Here is a 21,373-nt window from a genome sequence, read left to right on the forward strand (position 1 = left end):
CATCATCAACATCTCTATCTCTGTGCGTCAAAATTTTTAAAGTTTCTCTGCGTTAGTCCTAATCTCGTTACTTTTGACCTCCTCAATTCCTCTGCTTTTTAGGACTACGCTCATGACTAATAGTTCTTCTGAATCTAAAAATAAAACCTTGTCTCCCGAAGCCGAGTTCTCCAGTAAGGTGACTTTTCGGGATTACTTGATTGCTACTGAACAAAAATCGAATAAGCCCTTACCTTTTTGGCGGTTACTAGCTCCCCTGGCGCTACAAACAGGGTTAATTATGGCAGTACCAGCCCAAGCCGTTTATACAGATGTGACAGGTAAAACGGTGATTTTGCAAACCGTACCTGTAGACCCGAACAATGTACTAGACGGTAATACCTTAGCGCTAGATTACAACATATCCCGTACCTCAAATTTGAGTAGATTACCTGGTTGGCAAACAATTGTCAGCAAAGGTCGTGGAAGCGGCAGAAGATTGCCTGAAGGAACCAATATCTACGTGACTTTGCAAGAGCAACTATCCACTGGTAATGGTGTTCCTAGAGCTTGGAGACCATTACGAGTAAGTCGTGATCGCCCAACATCTCTAAGAGCCAATCAGGTAGCCTTAAAAGGTGTTTATCAGGATGGTTCCGTTAACTACGGTTTGGAAACCTATTACATCCCAGAAAACCAACGTCAGCAGATTAGCAACGATTTGCGAACCCAACGCGCCCGCAGAGGACAAGTACCCCCCATTGTGGTGAAAGCGAAAGTAGATCCACAGGGTAAAGCTGTTCCAGTTAGTATGTGGGTACGCGATCGCAACTATCGCTTTTAAGCTGTTAGGCAAAGCATGTAAACATGGAAGGTTTATTTCCAAAGTTCTGAGCGTCACCAGGCGACGCTCAGAATTTTCTGTTTGTCATTAGACTTTTCCGAAAACCCTTGTACAGATGTAGCATTGCTACGCCTCTACAAGGGTTTTGGATAAGACATAATTAATTGCTGGAGACACTGACTACTAAGCTAATCGTCATTTAAATTGCATCATTTTAATGGTAATAAAAGCTGCAAACCCTCTTGCCCCCTGCCACCCTGCGATCTCAAGGTGCCAATTAAATGCTTAACAGCTTACTAAGGCACAATCAGCACTGGGCAAGGGGAAAGGTTAATCACGCGAGTTGTCACACTATCATCCGCTCCCTCTTCAGTCAAGCCTAGCCCCCGGCAGCCCATAATAATTAAATCAGCCCCAATTTCATCAGCGACATCGCAGATAGTAAAAGCTGGTTTACCTTGCCTTTCCAGAATTTCGGATTGAATTCCTTGCCCTGAAAATAAAGATTGGGCATTTTCTAGCAGTTTTGCAACTACTTCTGGTGAGACCATCGGATCTGCACTAGGCACATCTGGAGCATCTGGAGGCGGTTCTTCTACCACAGACAGCAGCACCAAGCGACTGCTGTACTTTTTGACTACGTTGGTAACAACATCAGCAGCTTCCCGCGTTTCCCGGCTTTGATCGATAGGAAATAGTACTGTCTTAAATATCTCTGTCACTTGGGTACCCCTGACTCCGGTAAAATCTTGATGGTTCTACTTTCAAAACAATAACAAAAAGGCAATCAGGAGAGTTTGGTGTGTCCAAAAAAAGTTTAGCAAGTTTATCTTCAGCTGATATATCTGGGAAACGTGCCTTAGTGCGGGTTGACTTTAACGTGCCTGTGGACGATCAAGGCAACATTACCGACGATACTCGCATTCGCGCCGCTCTCCCAACCATCCAAGATTTAACGCAGAAGGGTGCTAAAGTCATTCTCGCAAGTCATTTTGGCCGTCCCAAGGGTGTGGATGACAAATTACGCCTAACTCCCGTTGCCAAGCGTCTCTCTGAGTTACTGGGGCAAGAAGTCATTAAAACTGATGACTCTATTGGCGATGAAGTTGCAGCAAAAGTTGCCGCTTTGCAAAATGGCCAAGTGCTATTACTAGAAAATGTCCGTTTTTACAAAGAAGAAGAGAAAAACGACCCAGAATTTGCGAAAAAGTTGGCTGCCAATGCTGATTTTTATGTAAATGATGCTTTTGGTACTGCACACCGCGCCCATGCTTCTACTGAAGGTGTGACTAAATTCCTCAGCCCTTCTGTGGCTGGATATTTGGTTGAGAAGGAATTGCAATATCTGCAAAACGCTATTGAAAATCCCCAGCGTCCTTTGGCGGCAATTATTGGCGGTTCCAAAGTTTCCAGCAAAATTGGTGTAATTGAAACCCTGTTGGAGAAGTGCGACAAGCTGATTATTGGCGGTGGGATGATTTTCACCTTCTACAAAGCCCGTGGTTTGAGTGTTGGTAAGTCGTTGGTAGAAGAAGACAAGCTAGAACTAGCGAAGTCTTTGGAAGCTAAGGCTAAAGAACGGGGTGTTGCTTTATTGCTGCCTACAGATGTGGTATTGGCAGATAACTTTGCCCCTGATGCCAATTCTCAAACCGTTAGCATTGAGAATATCCCCGATGGTTGGATGGGTTTGGATATTGGGCCAGACTCGGTGAAATTTTTCCAAGAAGCCCTTGCAGATACCAAAACGGTAATTTGGAACGGGCCAATGGGTGTATTTGAGTTTGATAAGTTTGCGGCAGGTACGGAAGCGATCGCTCATACTCTCGCTGAAATTGGTAAAACTGGTACAACCACCATCATTGGTGGTGGTGACTCAGTAGCGGCTGTGGAAAAGGTTGGTTTAGCAGACCAAATGAGCCACATTTCCACCGGCGGCGGCGCTAGCTTGGAGTTACTTGAAGGCAAAGTATTGCCTGGAATTGCAGCTTTAGATGATGCGTAAGTAGGAAATGGGGAATGGGGAATGGGGAACGGGAAATAAGATTAAAAATACTATTTTCCAATCCCAATGCCCAATCCCCAATGCCCAATCCTCAGTACCCAATCCCCAATCCCTAAATATGGAAACTAAATGGCTGGAGTGGGCGCAAAAGTTACAAGCGATCGCTCAAAATGGTCTAACCTATTCTGAAGGGCCTTTCGATATTGAACGCTATAAACAATTACGAGCGATCGCCACAGAAATCATGGCGACTTACTCGAACGTAGAACACAGCTATGTCCTCGATTTATTTGGCCGTGAAGTCGGATATGCAACTCCCAAAGTTGACGTGCGGGCAGCTATTTTTTACGAAAATACTATATTGTTAGTCAAAGAAAAAGCAGACGGTTGTTGGAGTTTACCTGGTGGATGGGCTGATGTTGGCGAGTCACCCAGTGAAGTAGTTGTTAAAGAAGTATATGAAGAATCTGGATATCAAGCACGCGCTATTAAATTACTAGCAGTTTATGATAGAAACAAACAGGGACATCCACCGTTGCCTTTTTATGTCTATAAGCTGTTTTTTAAATGTGAACTTATCGGTGGTTCTCCATCATCAAGTATTGAAACTGAAGATGTAGGTTTTTTCTCTGAAGATGCGTTACCAGAACTTTCTCTGGGACGTGTGACACCAGTGCAAATCACGCGGCTTTTTCAACATTATCGCCAACCAGATTTACCGACAGATTTTGATTAACTAATTAGATGCGGATACTTTTAAGGAAATATTGCTAACTGGGTTTCCGGGTCAAAAAAGTGAATTTTCTCTGGAGTTAGCGATAACCATAGTTGCTCACCAGGTTGTACAAGACGATCTGGTGGGATTCGCACTTGTAGAGAATTGGCTGTAGTGGCAGGCTGAGAACCCGGTTCAGCAATCTTAACAGCGAGAAAGGAATCATTACCGAGATTCTCTACCAAATCTACTTGCACTGGTAGATTTTTGGTAGCAGGCATACTCAAGTTCAAGTGTTCTGGGCGAATGCCTAAAATTAGAGTTTTCCCATCATATTTTTGTAAAGCTTTTCCCCAAACTTCTGGCAGGGTGAAACGCAACTGGGAATGCGTAATCAACTGTGGGGCATGGAATTCTACAGGAATAAAATTCATCGGTGGTGAACCAATAAATTCTGCTACAAAAAGATTGGCAGGGCGATTGTAAAGTTCTAGGGGAGAAGCAACTTGTTGAATTTTACCCTCAGACATAATCGCAATGCGATCGCCCATTGTCATCGCTTCTGTTTGATCGTGGGTAACGTAAATTGTCGTTGTCCCCAGTTGGCGCTGCAATTTTACAATTTGGGCGCGGGTTTCTGCCCGTAGTTTGGCATCTAAGTTAGAAAGCGGCTCATCCATTAAAAACACTTGAGGGTCACGCGCGATCGCTCTTCCCAGTGCAACTCGTTGTCTTTGTCCCCCAGATAGCTGTTTGGGTAAGCGATTTAGCAATGTTTCGATTTGTAACAGTTGGGCAACACTACGCACCTGCTGATCTACCGCCCGTTCTTTCTCAGAAGTGTAGCGCAATCCTTTAGGTAACTTTCTTGTCGCCCCCACGAAGAGATTTTCTGCCCACTTCCGAATATAGGGGGTATTTTCTCCTTTGCTCCCCCGGTTACTGAGCGTAGTCGTTGGCGCAGCCTCTCGTAGAGAAGTATGCTCCTCGTCTCCCCTGCTTCCCCTACGGCGCAGTCCAAAAGCGATGTTGTCATACACCGTCATGTGGGGATAGAGGGCGTAATTTTGAAACACCATTGCGATGTCGCGTTCTTTGGGTGGTAGGTCATTGATTAAGCGATCGCCTACCCAGATATTACCGCCAGTCATTACTTCTAACCCAGCGATTAACCGTAGCAAGGTACTTTTCCCGCAACCAGAAGGGCCTACCAGCACCATAAACTCGCCATCTGCGATCGTCAGGTTAATCCGTCGCAAGACGTTAACACTTCCCGCACGTTCTTGCGCTGCATCAGTTTTCTCCCCAGGCGTGGGAGAAGATTGGTTTTGTGAGGTAACACCTTCGCCTTTACGTGAGGAAAAACTTTTATAAACGTTTTCTAAAATAACTTGGGACACAACTAATTTGGGGATTGGGCATGGGGCATTGGGCATTGGACAAATGACTAATGACCAATGACGGTTTAGCGCCCATCATAATACACCTTCTATGTAAATACGAAAAGTAAAAAAAACAGCTTGCACAATCAAAAGCAAACTATCCTAAATTTTAGGGCTATCTGAAGGTGTTGTTATGACTACCGATGTACCTAAAAATCTTTCTCAAGACCCAAGCGTTAACCCTATCCATGACATTGTAGATGTACAAACCACAGATTGTTGCATTGTGGGTGGGGGCCCAGCCGGAGCAGTTTTGGCGCTGTTGTTAGCGCGTCAAGGCATTTCGGTGATGCTACTGGAAGCACACAAAGACTTCGATCGCGATTTTCGCGGTGATACGATTCATCCGTCGGTGATGGAAATTATGGAAGAATTGGGACTTAGTGATCGCTTGCTAGAACTCCCCCATGCCAAAATGCGCCAAATTAGGTTTAAAACACCTGAAGATACCGTCACTTTGGCAGATTTTAGTCACCTAAAAACCCGCTACCCCTACATTACAATGCTTCCCCAGGTGAAATTTCTGGAGTTTATCACTCAAGAAGCACAAAAATATCCTAGTTTCCATCTGGTAATGGGTGCGAATGTGCAAGACTTAATTGCTGAAAATGGCGTAATTCAAGGTGTCCGCTATCGGGGAGGCGGTGGTTGGCATGAAATCCGAGCAATACTGACGGTGGGTGCAGACGGTCGCCACTCACGTTTACGCCACCTGGGTGAGTTTGAATCCATCGAAACCTCGCCGCCAATGGATGTCCTCTGGTTTCGCCTACCGCGCCAGCCAGAAGACCCAGAGGGGGGAATGGGGCGCTTTGGTCAAGGTAAAATCATCGCCATGCTTGACCGTGGTGATGAGTGGCAAGTTGCCTATGTCATCCCCAAGGGAGGCTATCAACAACTGCGGACTGAGGGTTTGGAGGAATTAAAAAAATCTGTTGTGGAAGTAGTGCCAGAATTCCAGCAACGCATCCAAAATTTACATGACTGGTCACAAATAGCTTTTCTCTCAGTCGAGTCCAGCCGCGTTAAACGCTGGTATCGTCCAGGACTGTTACTCCTTGGTGATGCTGCTCATATAATGTCCCCCGTGGGTGGAGTTGGGATTAACTACGCGATTCAAGATGCTGTCGTCGCCGCGAATGTACTCAGCAAACCGCTCAAAAACGGACAAGTACAACTTAGCGACCTAGCAAAAGTACAGCGTCAACGCGAGTTGCCCACACGTATCATTCAGGCGTTTCAAACTTTTATCCAGAAACGGGTATTTGCGCCAGTTCTCACCTCAAATCGCACCTTTGTACCACCTGGGTTTTTGCGCTTACCCATCTTGCGCGACCTACCAGCCAGGTTGATCGCCTTCGGTGTTTTCCCCTCTCACGTCAAGACTTAATTTTTGCCAATAATTTTTCTCTTTCTTCAACTAGTGGTACAATTATACTACTCAATGCAGAATTGAATGCTCAATTTAGTCAAGCGAGGGTGGCGGACGGCATACTTAATGCTGTTCAAAGCGATCGCTTGGCTTTTATGCTAGAAAGGACTAAAAACTCAGGCATTATTAAAAAATGCAAACAATTAAACATATCTAGATATTAATTGGCGCTACATAGAAAAACCCCAACTTTTTCAATCAGTACTTTTTGCAGTCAGGAGTAATTTTAATGAACAGTTGCGTTTTGATGGCGGAAATTATTAACGAGCCGCAACTCCGCTATACAGCCGATAATTTGGGAGTTACGGAAATGCTGGTGCAGTTTCCCAATTCCCTGAAACCAGAAGACCCGCCAGCCACCCTGAAAGTTGTCGGTTGGGGGAATTTAGCGACAGAAATTCAACAAAACTACCACCAAGGCGATCGCGTCATCTTGGTAGGGCGTTTAGGCATGAATACTGTTCCGATGGAAGGTTTTAAAGAAAAACGCGCTGAATTGACAGTGCAACAAATTCAACCTGTTGGAGGTAGTTTTAATACCGATCCATTGCCTTCAGCAACCGCAACTCCATCATTCACTGAAACTGCTCCACGACAACCATCAGCATCTCGTCCTCCCCAGAAAGAAGTTAACACTTACGAGTCACCACGTCCAGCGCCTACTCCGGCTGCAAATCCTGTTGGCGTTGCTCCCCAAGCGACAAGTTACGAACCCGTACCCCAATCTACAAATTATGAGCGAACCACTTATCCAGCAGTGAAAGCGGAAGAACCAGATCCAGATGATATTCCCTTCTAAAGTTGTTAGTTGAGCGTGTATTCAATTTGCTAACTAACATCACAATTAGATAATTTCTACAAATAGCCATCCTTTAGGATGTGCTATTTTTTGTCTGTGTTGACACTTTTCGTCTTGTCGTGAGAAATGGCTTTAGCTATCGAACAGTTAGAGATAGAGAATTTTAATCTCTAAATCCCAAGCTTCAGCCTCTATTTTACATTTTAATAGACTTCATCATGGCTACCAATATCAATCAATAAAATAACCATTTCTAACAACTTCTCATCCTCAGAGAAATTAAAGATAATTCTACAATCATAAGCAACAGAACAAGACCACAAACCCGCTAAATTTCCTGTTAGCTTATGAGACTTCAAAGACGGTGTAAATGGATCATCTGCCAAAAGCTTTAAGACATTAACAATTTGATTCTTTAATTGTGGGTTTTTCTTTATAATCTTCCTAAAAGATCGCTTAAATCCACTACTCCAGACAACTTCCATCATCATCTCCGAGTAAATCAGCGATCAAATCATCAACGCTTCCTCTCTTTGCTGTCTCATTCTTAAAAGCCTGCATTACTTCCTGAGCATTAGCCAAAATTTCAACCCGCCGATTCTCAATTCGTTGCTGGCGAAGAAACTCAAATAAATACTCTCGATCTTCTGTGGGCAAACTTTCAATAGAATTAATAATTTCTTGTAAAGTCATCATAGAACCTCCTAATCAAGTAAATCCTACCTTTACTGACTCTATTTTAATCTCTAAATCCAAAGCCTCAGCTTCTTACATTTGGTAAATTTTGGCAAGAATATGATAGTATACAGCCGCAGTAAGGGCAAATGTTTCTGAAAAGTAGAAGCAGAGATTAGGGTAGGCGTAGCCGCCGCAGGCATCGCAGGGCAATCATCACTAAACTCATGAGCCGATCGCAATTTGCAGAAGTCACAAGCAGTTCTATATCGCAAATGCGTGTATATTGTGGAAGTATGTGATAAAACTGCTAAAAAGTGTAAAAACCATATTTACTTAGCATATACATCAAGACTATTGTTAAAATCGAATAATTTTAAGTTGATATTTCTACCCAACTCCTATGAGAGAAACTGTCCTAGAGGTTCGCAATCTCCAAGTTGAATTTCCCGGTGATGGCAATACTGTCAGAGCTTTGGATGGTATTTCCTTTGGACTGCATCGAGGTGAAACTCTAGGAATAGTAGGAGAATCGGGGAGTGGTAAATCAGTGACAGCCCTAGCTGTGATGGGTTTGTTGCAAACTCCCGGTATAGTTACTGGCGGTGAAATCTGGTTTCGTCCGCAGGAGAATGCCAACCCCATCGATTTGGTAAAATTGCCTCCTGAGCAAATGCAGTTACACCGGGGTGGCGACATCGCCATGATTTTTCAAGAACCGATGAGTTCGCTGAATCCGGTTTATGACATTGGGTTTCAGCTAACAGAAGCGATTATGCGGCATCAAAAGGTGTCAGCAGCCCAAGCACGACAAATTGCGATCGCAGGTCTACAAGAGGTTAAACTTTTACCTAACGATGAGGAAATACAACAGCAGTATATCGAAACTTGGCATCAAACCAATGCCAATTCACCCAAACCAGAACCATCAAAGTTGGCCCAGTTGGTTAAAGAACACAAAGAAGCCATGCTGGAACGCTACCCTCATGAACTTTCTGGGGGTCAGCTGCAACGGGTAATGATTGCAATGGCAATTTCTTGCAACCCATTAATCTTAATTGCCGATGAACCAACCACAGCTTTGGATGTGACGGTGCAAGCTACAATTTTGGATTTGTTGCGAGAATTGCAGCAAAGCCGTGACATGGCAATGATTTTCATCACCCACGATTTGGGGCTAATTTCGGAAATTGCTGACCAAGTAGCGGTGATGTATAAAGGTAAAGTTGTCGAATCTGGTCTTTCCGATCAAATTTTCAGCAGTCCTCAGCATCCATATACTAAAGGTTTGATCGCTTGTCGCCCCACACTCAACCGCCGTCCCCAAAAATTACTCACTGTTTCTGACTACATGAGTGCAGAGGAGACAGCAACGGGACAAGTAGTAATTCAGGCGAAAGAACCTGCACTACCTATAGAAGTCACCAACGAAGAGATTGCTGAAAGATTGGCAAACTTCAATGAAAAGGAACCCCTGCTGCAAATCCGCAACCTGAAAGTTGGTTTTCCAGTGCGCGGGGTGTTTGGTGGGACAAAACGCTACAATATGGCGGTCAATGGAGTTTCCTTTGATGTCAAGCCAGGAGAAACACTAGGTTTGGTGGGAGAATCTGGTTGTGGTAAAACCACCCTTGGTAGAACCTTGCTGCGCTTAATTGAACCGATGAGTGGGCAGATTATCTTTGAGAAACAAGATATTACTAACCTCAAAGGAGAACCATTGCAAAAATTGCGGCGGGAAATGCAAATAGTCTTCCAAAATCCTTTTAGTTCCCTCGATCCACGGATGAAGATTGGGGACGCAGTTATGGAACCTTTGTTAATTCACGCTGTTGGGAAGACAAAGCAACAACGACGGCAGCGAGTAACCGAACTCTTAGAACGGGTAGGGTTGAGTGCAGATGCGATGAACCGCTATCCTCATCAATTTTCTGGCGGTCAACGTCAACGAATTTGCATAGCCCGTTCTTTGGCATTGAATCCTAAGTTTATCATTTGTGATGAATCAGTTTCAGCATTGGATGTTTCAGTACAAGCGCAGGTATTAAATCTTCTCAAAGAATTACAGTCAGATTTTCAGCTTACTTATATCTTTATTTCTCACGATTTAAGTGTGGTGAAATTTATGAGCGATCGCATTTTAGTCATGAATCGCGGTCAAATTGTTGAAGAAGGCACAGCCGAAAGCATTTACCAAGAACCCAAAGAGGAATACACGCAAAAATTAATTGCTGCAATTCCTACTGGTAGTGCTGAACGGGTGCGAAGTCGGCATCTAAGGGCTTTATAGAAAGGGCGGTTAGAAACCGCACGCCAGGTGCTTCTCCCAAGAGGAGACGCTGCGCGAACAAGTCGGCAAAGCCGCAAGGGCGCACTGGCTCGTCTACATAGACAAAACCCACCTCCGTGGGTTATAAAATTCTTTTCAACAGATGTTTATGCAAACAAAATTAATTACATCTGCAAGTCCAGACTGAGTTTTTAAATTAGTAAAAATAAAAGGTTTATCGCCGCGCATTTTTTTAGCATCTCGTTCCATCACGCTTAAATCTGCACCAACGTATGGTGCTAGATCAATTTTGTTAATTACTAACAAATCAGATTTAGTAATGCCGGGGCCACCTTTGCGGGGAATTTTATCACCAGCCGCAACATCGATTACATAAATCGTTAAATCCACCAGTTCTGGACTAAAAGTAGCAGCTAAGTTATCGCCGCCACTTTCCAAAAATACCAAATCCAAATCGATAAAACGTTCTTCTAACTGTTCAATTGCCGCCAAATTCATGGAAGCATCTTCGCGGATGGCAGTGTGAGGACAACCGCCAGTTTCTACACCCAAAATGCGATCGCTTGCCAACGCCTGAGAACGCACTAAAAACAGAGCATCCTCCTGAGTATAAATATCATTCGTCACCACCGCAATCTGATACTGTTCACGTAATCCCTTACACAAAGCATCCACCAAAGCCGTCTTCCCCGAACCCACTGGCCCAGCAACTCCCACTCTAAATGCGTTTATTGCCATTTGTCATTTGTCCTTTGTAATAATTACGAATTACGAATTACGAATTACGAATTATTTTGACTAACTCCTAAACAACCTTGTATACTGCGTCTCATGCTGCATACTCGCCAGCGACAAACCCCAACTACAACAAGCGAGTTCATCATCTTCCAACGCGAGAATTTCTAATGTCGCAGTGCTAAATAATGGTTGCAAATCTAGTAATAACTGTTGTCCTGCTGTTTGGCCAAGGGGAATGAGTTTCACGCCAGCAGTAATCAAATTACTTGCCCAACTATGCAGATATCCGAGTAATGCAGCTTGGATGCTAATTTGCCAATGGGCAACGGCAATACCAAAAGCGATCGCATAATTGCAAGGATTACCCACAGCATTGGCAATAGGTATAATCTGCGGTTCTAGTTTACCAAGTAATTGGATCAGCGATCGCCCCATCTGCCAACTAGAGGCGCGTAATTCTTCTGTTTCTCTAGCTGCGGATAACCAGAGATTCCAACGGCATAGCGACTCTACATCACCTACTTTTGCAGCTTGCTGCGATCGTACCATCACCGCCGCCTCTAGACGAATTGCCCCGTAGAGCAACTCTGCTTTTAACCAATCTTTGAGATTTGTCTGGTTAGCGATCGTACCATTTTCCACCAGCATTTCCAAACCTTCAGAATAGCTATATGCTCCCACAGGCAAAGCGGGGCTAGCCAACTGTAAAATACTCAAAAGATGGCTATCAGTGAGCATGATGGTGTCGTCCATAAGCTCCTAATTCTGGCTGAAACGGTAAAATTTCTTCTTGAACTTCTAACCCCAGTTGTTCCAACATCGCGCGTAAAACCGAATCTGAGGACAAGCGTAAATAAGTTGGAGTAATTTCTACAGGTACATGGCGATTTCCTAGATGATATGCTGCGCGTAATAATAATAGTGATGTTTGGGCAAAGGCAGTCAGCACTAATTCTGGTTTAGCAGTAATTCTGATTAAACTACTATGGGTTTCTTCTTGCAGAATATCGCCATCGTGTAAGACAGTTCCTCTGGGTAAATGTAAAAACACAACCTTACCATCTCCCGTTTCAAAGCGATGACGGCTGCGGGTGCGTTCTTCTGCTGTCAGCGCCAGAGTAAAAGTAACCGCAGTATCGCCATTAGGTGGTTTGAGTTGGGTAAACATCAGCATACAGAGTTTCGCCTGAACTTTTGCTTTTCATTATGGTCCTAATTTAAATACCATAACTGCCTTGTCCAAAGGAAAGATAAAATTAAGCAAAGAAGGCAGCAAGCCAAACGGGGACAATCATGAACCAAGCCATTGAGGGAGTACGCTGGACAATTCACGATTTAGAGGTTCTACCCGAAAATGAGTGGACGCGCTATGAAATTATTAATGGAGAACTCTTTGTGACTCGCACTCCTCACCGCCGTCATCAACAAGTTTGTGTAAAAATTGCTCGACAACTCGATGTTTGGTCAGATTCGAGTGGTTTAGGAGAAACAATTGTGGCTCCAGGAGTGATTTTTTCACAAGCAGATAGCGTTATACCGGATGTAGTTTGGGTAAGTCGAGAACGACTGGTGCAAATTGAAGATGAAGCGGGACATTTGACAGGCGCACCAGAGTTAGTTGTAGAGGTTTTATCCCCTGGTAAACAAAACGAGCTTCGAGACAAGGAAGCAAAACTGAAACTTTATTCAGTGCAAGGCGTGCGTGAGTATTGGATTGTCGATCGCTTCACGAAACAAGTTGAAGTTTATCGTCGAGAAAAAGCACAGTTGGTTTTAGTTGCTACTTTGTTAGGCGATGATGAAATCACATCGCCACTGTTACCGGGATTTTGTTGTTCTATCGGTTTATTTTTTCCTGAATAATCGCAGATTCCATAATATTTATGGAAATCTAACCGCTAGATACAGATGCCAATATTGATTCCAAAATTGATGATATTGAACCTGAAAGTTTACAGAAAAAGTTGATAGCTGCAACGACAAATGCAAAAAATACAATAATCATAGCAGCGATTCTTGCTGCATATAAAAGAGGAAACTGAAAGGTCAGAAGCAATAATCCTACTGATAAAAGCAGATTGGATAAGTGAAATAACACAAGTGCAGATTTAAAAACTTTCTGTTTGACCTTCTCATCTTTATAACTAATCGAGTTAGCGAAAATACCGGATGAGTAGATGTAAAGTCCTGCTGATAAAAGAACTAAAGCAACAATCCAGTCTTTGCCACTATTACTTGCAATTGTACCAGGAGTTAATGCTAGTACTACAAGCGTTATGCTGAAGCCACCCAAGACACCTGAAACCGATGAGAATGCGCCAGCAGTTGGAGATGTGTCGTTTTCACGAGCAAGAAGTTGCAATATTGCTTCATTTAGTGAGGATGATGGTTCCATTTTGAAGTTTCTATCTATTTTCTTGATTGAGGAAGTTAAAATAATTATTTAAACTCATACCATACACAAAATAGCCATATTAGTAATAAAATTTTAAAAATGAGTATACCACAGCAACAATAAAGCCAATATTGCAGGTATTGATTGAATTAAAAATGCTGTTGGGCGTTTCAAAGTAATGCTACCAAAAATACCTGCGATCGCTACACAAATTAAAAAGAAAATTACAATCGATAAAGGCTCAACTTGTGGAACCTTTTGTAAGATAAATAATCCCCAGATTAAGCCAGCAGCAAGAAATCCATTATATAACCCTTGATTTTTAGCAAGAATTTCAGAAATTTGCTCAGGTGTGAAATCTCCCACTATTTTTTCTTGAACAAGTTTTGTCTTCCAGAAAAACATCTGCACAATTAGAAAAAGAATATGTATGAATGCAATAATGCCTATGAGTACCTTGACAAATATTTCCACAATTACTGTCCTCCTATAATTTAATGTTTAACTCACTATACTAGTAAATGAAATCTCATTATCTTGAAACTACAATTATTGAATTTCAACTTTTGCAGATTCAATACTTAGTTGACGAAACTGAGATGAGAGATTTTTTAATTCTTCCATATTTTCTACATATTGAACATCTATGAGCAAGTTACTAGCTTGGGCTTGTAGTAGGCGATAGCTTCCAGCTTTTTGTTTGACTGGAAAAGCATTTCCAATGGCTTGAATAGTTACGATTACTGCTCCTAAAATACTTGTAGTGACTTTTTTATTTTGCTCATCTACTTGATTTAAAGAAGCCAAAATAGTAATCATTAAAGTGAGAATGATAGTGGTAATTGTTAAACTTGCATCCCAACTTCCATTGATTCGCCTGAGTCTGCTAGTATCGTGAGTTAGTTTCTCAATCTGATTCTGCAAATTTTGTCTTTGGTCTTGAAAATCTTGCACTTCAGCCTTATCCTATGTATGAAAATACTTAGGTTAATTCGATGATTTGGGACTCTATTGAGAATAGAGTTTTATGAATTACAAAGACAAGATTTACCCCATGCTATCTCGATAAAATATGGGGTAAAAATAATTAAAGGATTACAAGGATTCTTGCAATTACGCCAGTAACATTTTTGATTGTAGTTAAAATATCTACAGTCTTGTTAACAGATTTTATTGATTCTTTTAAGTCATTTATTCCTTCATTAAGGTCATCTTCAAAACACTTGAGCCTGGCAGCAACTTTTTCTAAGACTACACTTTCTAGTTTTAGACGCAATACAGATAAATCTGTGCGATCGTCAATAAATTTCCGTTTTTTAGCAATGTCTGTTTCGGCTTCAAATATATTTTGTATCTTTGATGAATTGAGTTCAAGTTCGCATTCACGGAGTCGGTCTAAAAATTGTGCACGAACTCTATCCATTGCTGGTAGTTGGTCGCTTGTAAGAATTGTATGGCTGTATGTCATGATATCTCTCCTATTATATGAATAGTTAACTTTGTTTTTTGTCTGCTTCAACGATTTGCAGGAAATCATCAACTTCTTGTAAAAAGTTATTAACTCTTGCTAAAGTTAATTTTCCTTCATAAAACGCTTGAAAAACTTCTTGATAGTTTCCCAATGTTTGACTAGCAAATTGAAGCTCTTGTCCTCGTTTTTCCATTTTTACTAAATTCCGCCGTGTTTCAATCCATATATCTTCTTCGGAAATTGTTGTGTCCTGAATCAATGGACGGATAACAAAACGTTCTTCTCTTGCTATCCGAATAAGTTTGACATCTTGGGAAATTGAATCACCTAAAACTTTTAACATCTCTTTTTGAATTGTCAGTTCAAGCAAAATTGTCCGATGGCGTTTTTCTAGCTCGTCACGCAATGCACCACGAATTTGTGATGAAACTACAACGTTACCTATACCTTGAAAAAGTCCCGCATTGGTAATCAAATCACTTCTTTGGAGTTCCTTCCCAATAGTATTAAGATTATCTACAACTCCGGCAATTTCTCCTTGGGCGCGTGTGGGGGCATCAGAACTAGCAAGTTCGTTCAGCAGTTGAAAATAATTGCCTAATAATTTATTATGCTTGCGTAATTTTCTGATAACTTCTAGACGTTCATCATCACGGTCGGCGAGCTTTTTATAGTCGTCAACTGTGAGATTGAGAATTCGGTCGTTGCGTAATAATTGCTCGGAAGTAGTATCAATGCGGATGTCACCTGCCGCATCAAGTAGTTTGTCAACAGCATTTACATACCCACTTCCTGCATTTGCAAATTTTTTGTACTCATCAGTTGAGCGACATCCTGTTGTTAACGTAGCAATCATTACAAACAAAAATACAGTTTTATGAAGCGTTTTCTTCATAATTATTGATAATTCCTATAAATCATAACTGTTTGATAAGAGAGAACTCGAAATAGATGCTAGCAAGTTGTGCTTTGTCTTAACTTCATCAAACCTGAAACCCGATCGCCCTGTCGGTGAGAAAAGTTGACTAGTTAGTATAAAGAATTGTAAACTTTGCCATAATCTTCCCAGGAACAACAGACAAGTTAAATAATACTTAAACGATACGTGGATCTTGTTGAGCGATGACGGCAGAAGAGGCACTCAAAATAGTCAATGCTCTTTTACACTCTACATTTGGGAAAAGGCTCAATGATGTTAAATCTGTGGTCTTTCTGGAAACTTGGAAAGGACAAACCTATGAGGTTATTGCTGAGAAACTAGGTTATCAAAACGACTATATTAAACAGGTAGGTTCGCAATTGTGGCGATCGCTCTCCCAAGTCACTGGTGAAGATGTCTCTAAAAAAAATATCCAAGCGGTTCTGCATCGCTATCAGCAATCCCAAAGCACTACACAAGATTGGGGAGAAGCCATAGATGTTTCTCGATTTTACGGTCGTCAAGCAGAATTGCAAACTTTAGCAACATGGATTGGGAATGAGCGTTGTCGTTTCGTCGGGATTTTCGGACTCGGTGGAATTGGCAAAACTACTCTCTCAGTCAAACTTGCAGAGCAAATTCAATCTCAGTTTGAATATGTGATTTGGCGTAGTTTACGGCAAGCACTGCCACTAAATACTTTATTGGGCGAGATTTTGCCGATTTTAATGGGTTCAGAGGCAACAATCAATAGTTCAATTAGTATTTTGATGCAACAGTTGCGGCAGAAGCGTTGCTTGTTGGTTTTTGATAATGTCGAGTCAGTTTTAGAAAGTGGAAACCGGGGTGGACAGTACCAACAAGGGTTTGAAGGATACCAACAGCTATTTGAGCGAATCTGCGATGAACTTCACCAAAGTTGTTTGGTAGTTACCGGACGAGAAAAACCAGGTGGAATTGCGGTGCGGGAAGGAAAAAATTTACCTGTGCGATCGCTCTTTCTATCAGGACTATCAGCAATAGATGGTCAGCAAATACTGATGGACAAAGGGCTAGATACAACACCTCAGCATCAAACCTTGGTTAATTACTTTGGTGGTAATCCACTCGCCCTCAAAATTGCCGCCACCGCTATTCAAGATATATTTTGTGGTGACACACAAGCATTTTTGGCACAAGGTAATACCCTTTTTAGCGATTTGTGGGACTTATTAAGGCAACAATTCGAGCGTTTATCGCTTCTGCAACAGCAGATTATGTACTGGCTAGCGATTAACCGAGAAGGAGTAACACCAACGAAGTTACAAACAGAAATATTGCCGCAATTACCTTGGCGAGAACTCTTAGAAGCTTTGGAGTCACTCAAGGGACGCTCACTTATAGAAACAGTAACGACAGGGTTAACGCAACAACCCGTAATTATGGAATATGTTACAGAACAATTTATCCAGACTATTGAGCGGGAGATTATTAGAGGCGAACTCAACTTATTCAAAAACCACGCCTTAATTGAAGCTCAAACTCAAGACTACGTGCGCGAAGCCCAAATTCAATTTATTCTGCACCCATTAGTCGAGCGACTTTTCAGCCACTTCGACACACAAGCCCAACTTGAGGAGCAGCTTTGCAAGATTTTAGCCCAATTGCGACACCAAACAGTAGTGCAAACAGGCTATGCAGGGGGCAATCTGCTGAATCTATTCTCTTACTTGCAAACCGACCTGAGTAGCTTTGACTTTTCTCATTTGGCTATTCGCCAAGCTTACTTAGCCAACACCACATTACATAACACTAATTTTACTAATGTCAAAATTAGAGAAACTGTCTTTGCTGAAACCTTTGGTGGTGTACTCAGTGTTGCTTTTAGTTCAGATGGTCAGTATTTAGCTACTAGTGACACCAAAGGCGACATTCAAATTTGGGATGTTAACACAGTTAAACAACTAGTGCGTTGTCGAGGACATCAACATTGGACGTGGAGTGTAACTTTTAGTCCAGATGGACGGTATCTGGCCAGCGCTAGTGATGATTATCTAGTAAAGTTATGGGATGTGGAAACTGGGCAATGTCTGCACACATACCAAGGACATACTTACTCAGTTAACGCCGTTGCATTTAGTCCTCAAGGTAATATTGTTGCAAGTTGCGGTCAAGATTTAAGTATTCGTTTGTGGGAAGTTACACCAGAAAAGCTTAACCCAGAAGTTCAGACTTTAGTTGGTCATAAAGGTCGAGTCTGGGCGATCGCTTTTCACCCTAATGGTAAAATTCTTGCCAGTTGTAGCGAAGATTATACAATTCGCTTGTGGGATGTTGCTAGCGGAAATTGCTTTTGTGTTTGGCAAGGACACGATCGCTGGTTACGCTCAATAACATTTAGTCCAGATGGTAAGTTACTCGCCAGTGGCAGCTATGACAACACTATCAAACTCTGGGATGTTAAAAGCCAAAAATGTCTGCAAACCCTACGCGGACATCGACAGACAGTAACTGCGATCGCATTTAGTCCCAACGGTCAGCAGTTGGCTAGCAGCAGTTTTGACCGCACAGTCAAATTATGGGATGTCAACGGAAATTGCCTAAAAACCTTTCTTGGTCATAGCAGCCGCCTTTGGTCAGTTGCTTATCATCCCAACGAGCAACAATTGGTCAGTGGTGGTGATGACCACGCCACTAAACTATGGAATCTTCAAATAGGACGCTGCACGAAAACACTCAAAGGACATACCAATAGCGTATTATCCCTGGCTCCAAGTCCAGACGGCAACTATCTGGCAAGTGGACACGAAGACCAAACAATTAAGCTCTGGGATATTAAAAACGGTACTCTAGTGCAAACATTACGGGAACATACTAACCGCGTGTGGTCAGTGGCATTTCAACCCGCTAACCAGCATCTTTTACTTGCCAGTGGCAGTGCAGACTACAGTATCAAATTATGGGACTGGAAGTTAGGAACTTGTCTACAAACCTTACACGGTCATACTAGTTGGGTTTGGACAGTCGTTTTTAGTCCAGATGGCAGACAATTAGCCAGTAGCAGCTATGACCAAACCGTGAAACTTTGGGATATTAGCACAGGACAATGCCTGAAAACCTTCAAAGGACATAATAGTCCAGTTGTTTCAGTCGCCTTTAGTCCAGATGGTCAACTGCTTGCAAGTAGTGAGTTTGATGGGATAATTAAGCTGTGGAACATTGACACTGGAGAATGCCGCCAAACTTTAACAGGACACACCAACAGTGTGTGGTCAGTTACCTTTAGCCCTAACGGTCAGTGGTTATTAAGTACAAGTTTCGACCGAACTTTGAAACTGTGGTTGGTTTCCACAGGAAAATGCCTCCAAACTTTTGTAGGACATCAAGACCCCGTTATGGTGGCACAGTTTAGTCCAGATGCTCAGTTTATTGTTAGCGGTAGTGTCGATCGCAATCTGAAACTTTGGCGTATTTCTACAGGAGAATGTTATCAAACTTTGGTGGGTCACTCAGAGCTTGTTTATAGTTTAGTAGTAGCTTCTATCTCAATTGGAGACGCAACTTCTACCAGATTGACTGCTTTTAGTGGTAGCTTAGACGAAACCATCAAAGTCTGGGATTTGCAAACTGGTAAATATGAGCAAACTTGGAGAGCGCCTCGCCCTTATGAAGGTATGAAGGTGGAAGAAATTCAAGGTTTAACAGAAGCTCAATTGGCAACTTTGCAAGCATTAGGCGCTGCTTCCTAATAATCTATCAAATATATGAAACACTTCTTAAACATCTCTTTTCTCTCTTACTCTGTTACCTCTGCGCCTCTGTGGTTCGTTCCTTTTCCTTTCAAACTTTGTTTAACAGACCACTAGTCAGCTAATAGGTAAAGTAAACCAGAAGGTTGCCCCTGCATCTAATACACTGTTTACACCTATTTCGCCGCCGTGAGCATTGATGATTTGCTTACATAAATATAACCCTAATCCCAAACTTACAGAATTGCGGATATTTGCGCCCCGAAAGTAAAGGTCAAAAAGCCGATCGCTTTGTTGTTGACTAATGCCTACACCGTTATCACTAACAGTACAATAAATCATCTCACCTTCACGGGTAGCGTTAATTGTCAATAGCAATCCAGGAGGATTGTGTTTGAGAGCATTGACAATTAAATTAGAAAAAACTCGCCATAGTTGGGTAGGATCTGCATTCAATAATGGCAAATCTGCGGATACCAGATTGGTCAACTTGGCTTGATTTTGCTCTAGCAATGGTTCCAAATCTGCGATCGCAGCTTCGACAACTGTCAGTAATTGTACAGGCTGACGTTGCAAAATCACACCTTGCACCTCACTGATATGAGCTTCCATCAACGAATTAATTAAGTTCAGTTGGCGATCGCTACTTTGAATCATCCGCTCTAATATTGAGCGGGAAATCGAGATATTTTCCTCTGGACGTGCAAGCAAGTTTCTCAGCACCATTAAAGTACCCAGTACTGGGTTACGTAAGTCGTGAGAAACTGCATGGAAAAATACTCGTAGTTCTTCTTCAGTTTGTTTGCGCTGGGTAATGTCTTCAATCAAACCTTCGTAATAAAGCAGTTTTCCCTGTTCGTCACGCACTGCGTAGGCTTTTTCTGAAATCCAGACAATACTCCCATCTCGGCGATAAATTTGGGATTCAAACTCGGAAATGCTGCCATACTTTTCCATCAGCCGCACAAATTCAGCGCGGCGGTTTGGATCAACGTACAATTGTTGAATATCAGTGGAATTTGCTGTCACCTCCTCCGCTAAGGAGTAGCCATAAATGCGTGCTAAAGCAGGATTTGCCGTAATGTAACGTCCATCGGGACTGCTTTGAAAAATTCCTTCAACAGCGTTTTCAAAAATACTGCGATATTTAGTTTCTGCAACCTTGAGTTTTTGATATGCAAATTCCAGTTCTTGACGAGCGTAAAATTCAGAGCGTTGCAGGCGATCGTATAGATAAACACCAATGTCACATATAGCACAAAACCAAAAAATGTATAAAAGAAATGTCACACTATATATTTCTGGGTGTTCAGGGACTGGTGTTTTTAGCCCAAGCACCGTATTTACACTAAAATAGTAAACTAGCACACCCACTTGAGACAGCAAGTGAACAATCCAGCAGACAGGCATTAATATAGCTTGGCTCAAGAAGAGCAGTGACCAACCGATGGCATCGGGTAGTGCGAAGCCTCTCAGGGTGGCAAACAACTGTGATGCGAGACTAATTGCCCAAGAAGACCCCAAAAATAATAAATCTGGACGATTACGACCTAATTTAGTTTTATGTAAGGCAAAGCAGATCAGTATACTCAGGAGCATTGCAATATTGATTACAAGGCGTTGAGTTCTAAGTATTTCTGGCAGACTTTCCAACTCTTTTAAAGAGAACAAAAAGCCGTAAATGTCTCGCAAAGTAAAAGACAACAAACAAATCAGCGCCAGCCATAACCATAAACGCAATCTCTGCCACAAAAAACGGTTACGCCAAGCTCTGTAAAGAGTAGTGGTTTCATCTGTTGTTGGTGCAGAAAAGGTTTTTCTCCACCAGCTTTGCACTGTTGTAAATGGAGTAGCTATTAGCATCCAAGCAACTTTGCCCATACCGTCGAGGGTGTTTCCTTTACTCAACATTGCTATAAATAACACCCTCTCATTTTTTGG

At 42.2% G+C, this 21,373-nt stretch carries 21 protein-coding genes; 8 read left to right on the forward strand and 13 right to left on the reverse strand.

The window, feature by feature from the left end:
• Positions 1-112: 112 nt before the first annotated feature.
• On the forward strand, positions 113-823 hold the full coding sequence (locus tag IQ274_RS03515) for a GDYXXLXY domain-containing protein (protein ID WP_163928699.1): 711 nt from the start codon (positions 113-115) through the stop codon (positions 821-823).
• Positions 824-1,119: 296 nt separating this feature from the next.
• Here IQ274_RS03515 and IQ274_RS03520 read toward each other — a convergent pair whose 3' ends face one another.
• The gene (locus IQ274_RS03520; protein ID WP_193948439.1) at positions 1,120-1,536 is read right to left on the reverse strand and encodes a universal stress protein; all 417 of its coding nucleotides are present in this window, start codon (positions 1,534-1,536) and stop codon (positions 1,120-1,122) included.
• Positions 1,537-1,625: 89 nt separating this feature from the next.
• Here IQ274_RS03520 and IQ274_RS03525 point away from each other — a divergent pair, with 89 nt between their 5' ends.
• Both IQ274_RS03525 and IQ274_RS03530 read left to right on the forward strand, forming a co-directional pair.
• Positions 1,626-2,828, forward strand: coding sequence for a phosphoglycerate kinase (locus IQ274_RS03525; protein ID WP_193867374.1), 1,203 nt, complete (start codon positions 1,626-1,628; stop codon positions 2,826-2,828).
• Positions 2,829-2,946: 118 nt separating this feature from the next.
• Entirely contained in the window at positions 2,947-3,564 is a 618-nt protein-coding gene (locus tag IQ274_RS03530; protein WP_163928717.1) for an NUDIX hydrolase, read from the forward strand.
• Positions 3,565-3,584: 20 nt separating this feature from the next.
• Here the strand turns inward: IQ274_RS03530 and IQ274_RS03535 are convergent, their stop codons facing one another.
• Positions 3,585-4,943, reverse strand: coding sequence for an ABC transporter ATP-binding protein (locus tag IQ274_RS03535; protein ID WP_193867375.1), 1,359 nt, complete (start codon positions 4,941-4,943; stop codon positions 3,585-3,587).
• 175 nt (positions 4,944-5,118) lie between these two features.
• Between IQ274_RS03535 and IQ274_RS03540 the strand changes: the two genes are divergently transcribed.
• Positions 5,119-6,375 carry an FAD-dependent oxidoreductase gene (locus IQ274_RS03540; protein ID WP_193867376.1) on the forward strand — a complete coding sequence of 419 codons (1,257 nt, stop codon included), beginning with the start codon at positions 5,119-5,121 and terminating at the stop codon, positions 6,373-6,375.
• A 271-nt stretch (positions 6,376-6,646) separates the two neighbouring features.
• A complete protein-coding gene (locus IQ274_RS03545) occupies positions 6,647-7,216 on the forward strand; it encodes a single-stranded DNA-binding protein (RefSeq protein WP_163928695.1) in 570 nt (189 codons plus the stop codon).
• A 203-nt stretch (positions 7,217-7,419) separates the two neighbouring features.
• Here IQ274_RS03545 and IQ274_RS03550 read toward each other — a convergent pair whose 3' ends face one another.
• Positions 7,420-7,701: a type II toxin-antitoxin system YafQ family toxin gene (locus IQ274_RS03550; protein ID WP_194141566.1), complete on the reverse strand. Its 282-nt coding sequence runs from the start codon at positions 7,699-7,701 to the stop codon at positions 7,420-7,422.
• Positions 7,682-7,912 carry a hypothetical protein gene (locus IQ274_RS03555; protein WP_163928694.1) on the reverse strand — a complete coding sequence of 77 codons (231 nt, stop codon included), beginning with the start codon at positions 7,910-7,912 and terminating at the stop codon, positions 7,682-7,684. The genes IQ274_RS03550 and IQ274_RS03555 overlap by 20 nt, the downstream gene beginning before the upstream one ends.
• A gap of 382 nt (positions 7,913-8,294) precedes the next feature.
• On the opposite strand from IQ274_RS03555, the gene IQ274_RS03560 reads away from it, so the two are divergent.
• On the forward strand, positions 8,295-10,181 hold the full coding sequence (locus tag IQ274_RS03560; RefSeq protein ID WP_163928693.1) for an ABC transporter ATP-binding protein: 1,887 nt from the start codon (positions 8,295-8,297) through the stop codon (positions 10,179-10,181).
• Positions 10,182-10,316: 135 nt separating this feature from the next.
• Here IQ274_RS03560 and ureG read toward each other — a convergent pair whose 3' ends face one another.
• The 3 genes from ureG to ureE all read right to left on the reverse strand — a co-directional run bounded on the left by ureG (position 10,317) and on the right by ureE (position 12,093).
• The gene (gene ureG / locus IQ274_RS03565) at positions 10,317-10,913 is read right to left on the reverse strand and encodes an urease accessory protein UreG (RefSeq protein WP_194141567.1); all 597 of its coding nucleotides are present in this window, start codon (positions 10,911-10,913) and stop codon (positions 10,317-10,319) included.
• Positions 10,914-10,979: 66 nt separating this feature from the next.
• On the reverse strand, positions 10,980-11,672 hold the full coding sequence (locus IQ274_RS03570; RefSeq protein ID WP_163928692.1) for an urease accessory protein UreF: 693 nt from the start codon (positions 11,670-11,672) through the stop codon (positions 10,980-10,982).
• Entirely contained in the window at positions 11,647-12,093 is a 447-nt protein-coding gene (gene ureE / locus IQ274_RS03575) for an urease accessory protein UreE (protein ID WP_163928691.1), read from the reverse strand. The genes IQ274_RS03570 and ureE overlap by 26 nt, the downstream gene beginning before the upstream one ends.
• Before the next feature lie 119 nt (positions 12,094-12,212).
• Between ureE and IQ274_RS03580 the strand changes: the two genes are divergently transcribed.
• On the forward strand, positions 12,213-12,782 hold the full coding sequence (locus tag IQ274_RS03580; protein ID WP_163928690.1) for a Uma2 family endonuclease: 570 nt from the start codon (positions 12,213-12,215) through the stop codon (positions 12,780-12,782).
• Positions 12,783-12,810: 28 nt separating this feature from the next.
• Here IQ274_RS03580 and IQ274_RS03585 read toward each other — a convergent pair whose 3' ends face one another.
• The 5 genes from IQ274_RS03585 to IQ274_RS03605 all read right to left on the reverse strand — a co-directional run bounded on the left by IQ274_RS03585 (position 12,811) and on the right by IQ274_RS03605 (position 15,680).
• Positions 12,811-13,314 (reverse strand): hypothetical protein, encoded by a 504-nt coding sequence (locus IQ274_RS03585; protein WP_012412370.1) that lies wholly within the window; start codon positions 13,312-13,314, stop codon positions 12,811-12,813.
• Between the two features lie 93 nt (positions 13,315-13,407).
• A complete protein-coding gene (locus tag IQ274_RS03590; RefSeq protein ID WP_193867377.1) occupies positions 13,408-13,788 on the reverse strand; it encodes a DUF1304 domain-containing protein in 381 nt (126 codons plus the stop codon).
• A gap of 75 nt (positions 13,789-13,863) precedes the next feature.
• On the reverse strand, positions 13,864-14,268 hold the full coding sequence (locus IQ274_RS03595) for a hypothetical protein (protein WP_193867378.1): 405 nt from the start codon (positions 14,266-14,268) through the stop codon (positions 13,864-13,866).
• A gap of 133 nt (positions 14,269-14,401) precedes the next feature.
• Entirely contained in the window at positions 14,402-14,782 is a 381-nt protein-coding gene (locus IQ274_RS03600; protein ID WP_193867379.1) for a hypothetical protein, read from the reverse strand.
• A 25-nt stretch (positions 14,783-14,807) separates the two neighbouring features.
• Positions 14,808-15,680 (reverse strand): hypothetical protein, encoded by an 873-nt coding sequence (locus IQ274_RS03605; RefSeq protein ID WP_193867380.1) that lies wholly within the window; start codon positions 15,678-15,680, stop codon positions 14,808-14,810.
• Between the two features lie 227 nt (positions 15,681-15,907).
• Here IQ274_RS03605 and IQ274_RS03610 point away from each other — a divergent pair, with 227 nt between their 5' ends.
• Positions 15,908-19,432 carry an eIF2A-related protein gene (locus IQ274_RS03610; RefSeq protein WP_193867381.1) on the forward strand — a complete coding sequence of 1,175 codons (3,525 nt, stop codon included), beginning with the start codon at positions 15,908-15,910 and terminating at the stop codon, positions 19,430-19,432.
• Positions 19,433-19,549: 117 nt separating this feature from the next.
• Here IQ274_RS03610 and IQ274_RS03615 read toward each other — a convergent pair whose 3' ends face one another.
• Positions 19,550-21,313 (reverse strand): ATP-binding protein, encoded by a 1,764-nt coding sequence (locus IQ274_RS03615; RefSeq protein ID WP_194141568.1) that lies wholly within the window; start codon positions 21,311-21,313, stop codon positions 19,550-19,552.
• Between the last annotated feature and the right edge of the window lie 60 nt (positions 21,314-21,373).

Source organism: Nostoc sp. LEGE 12447 (assembly GCF_015206985.1).
Classification (GTDB): Bacteria; Cyanobacteriota; Cyanobacteriia; order Cyanobacteriales; family Nostocaceae; genus Nostoc.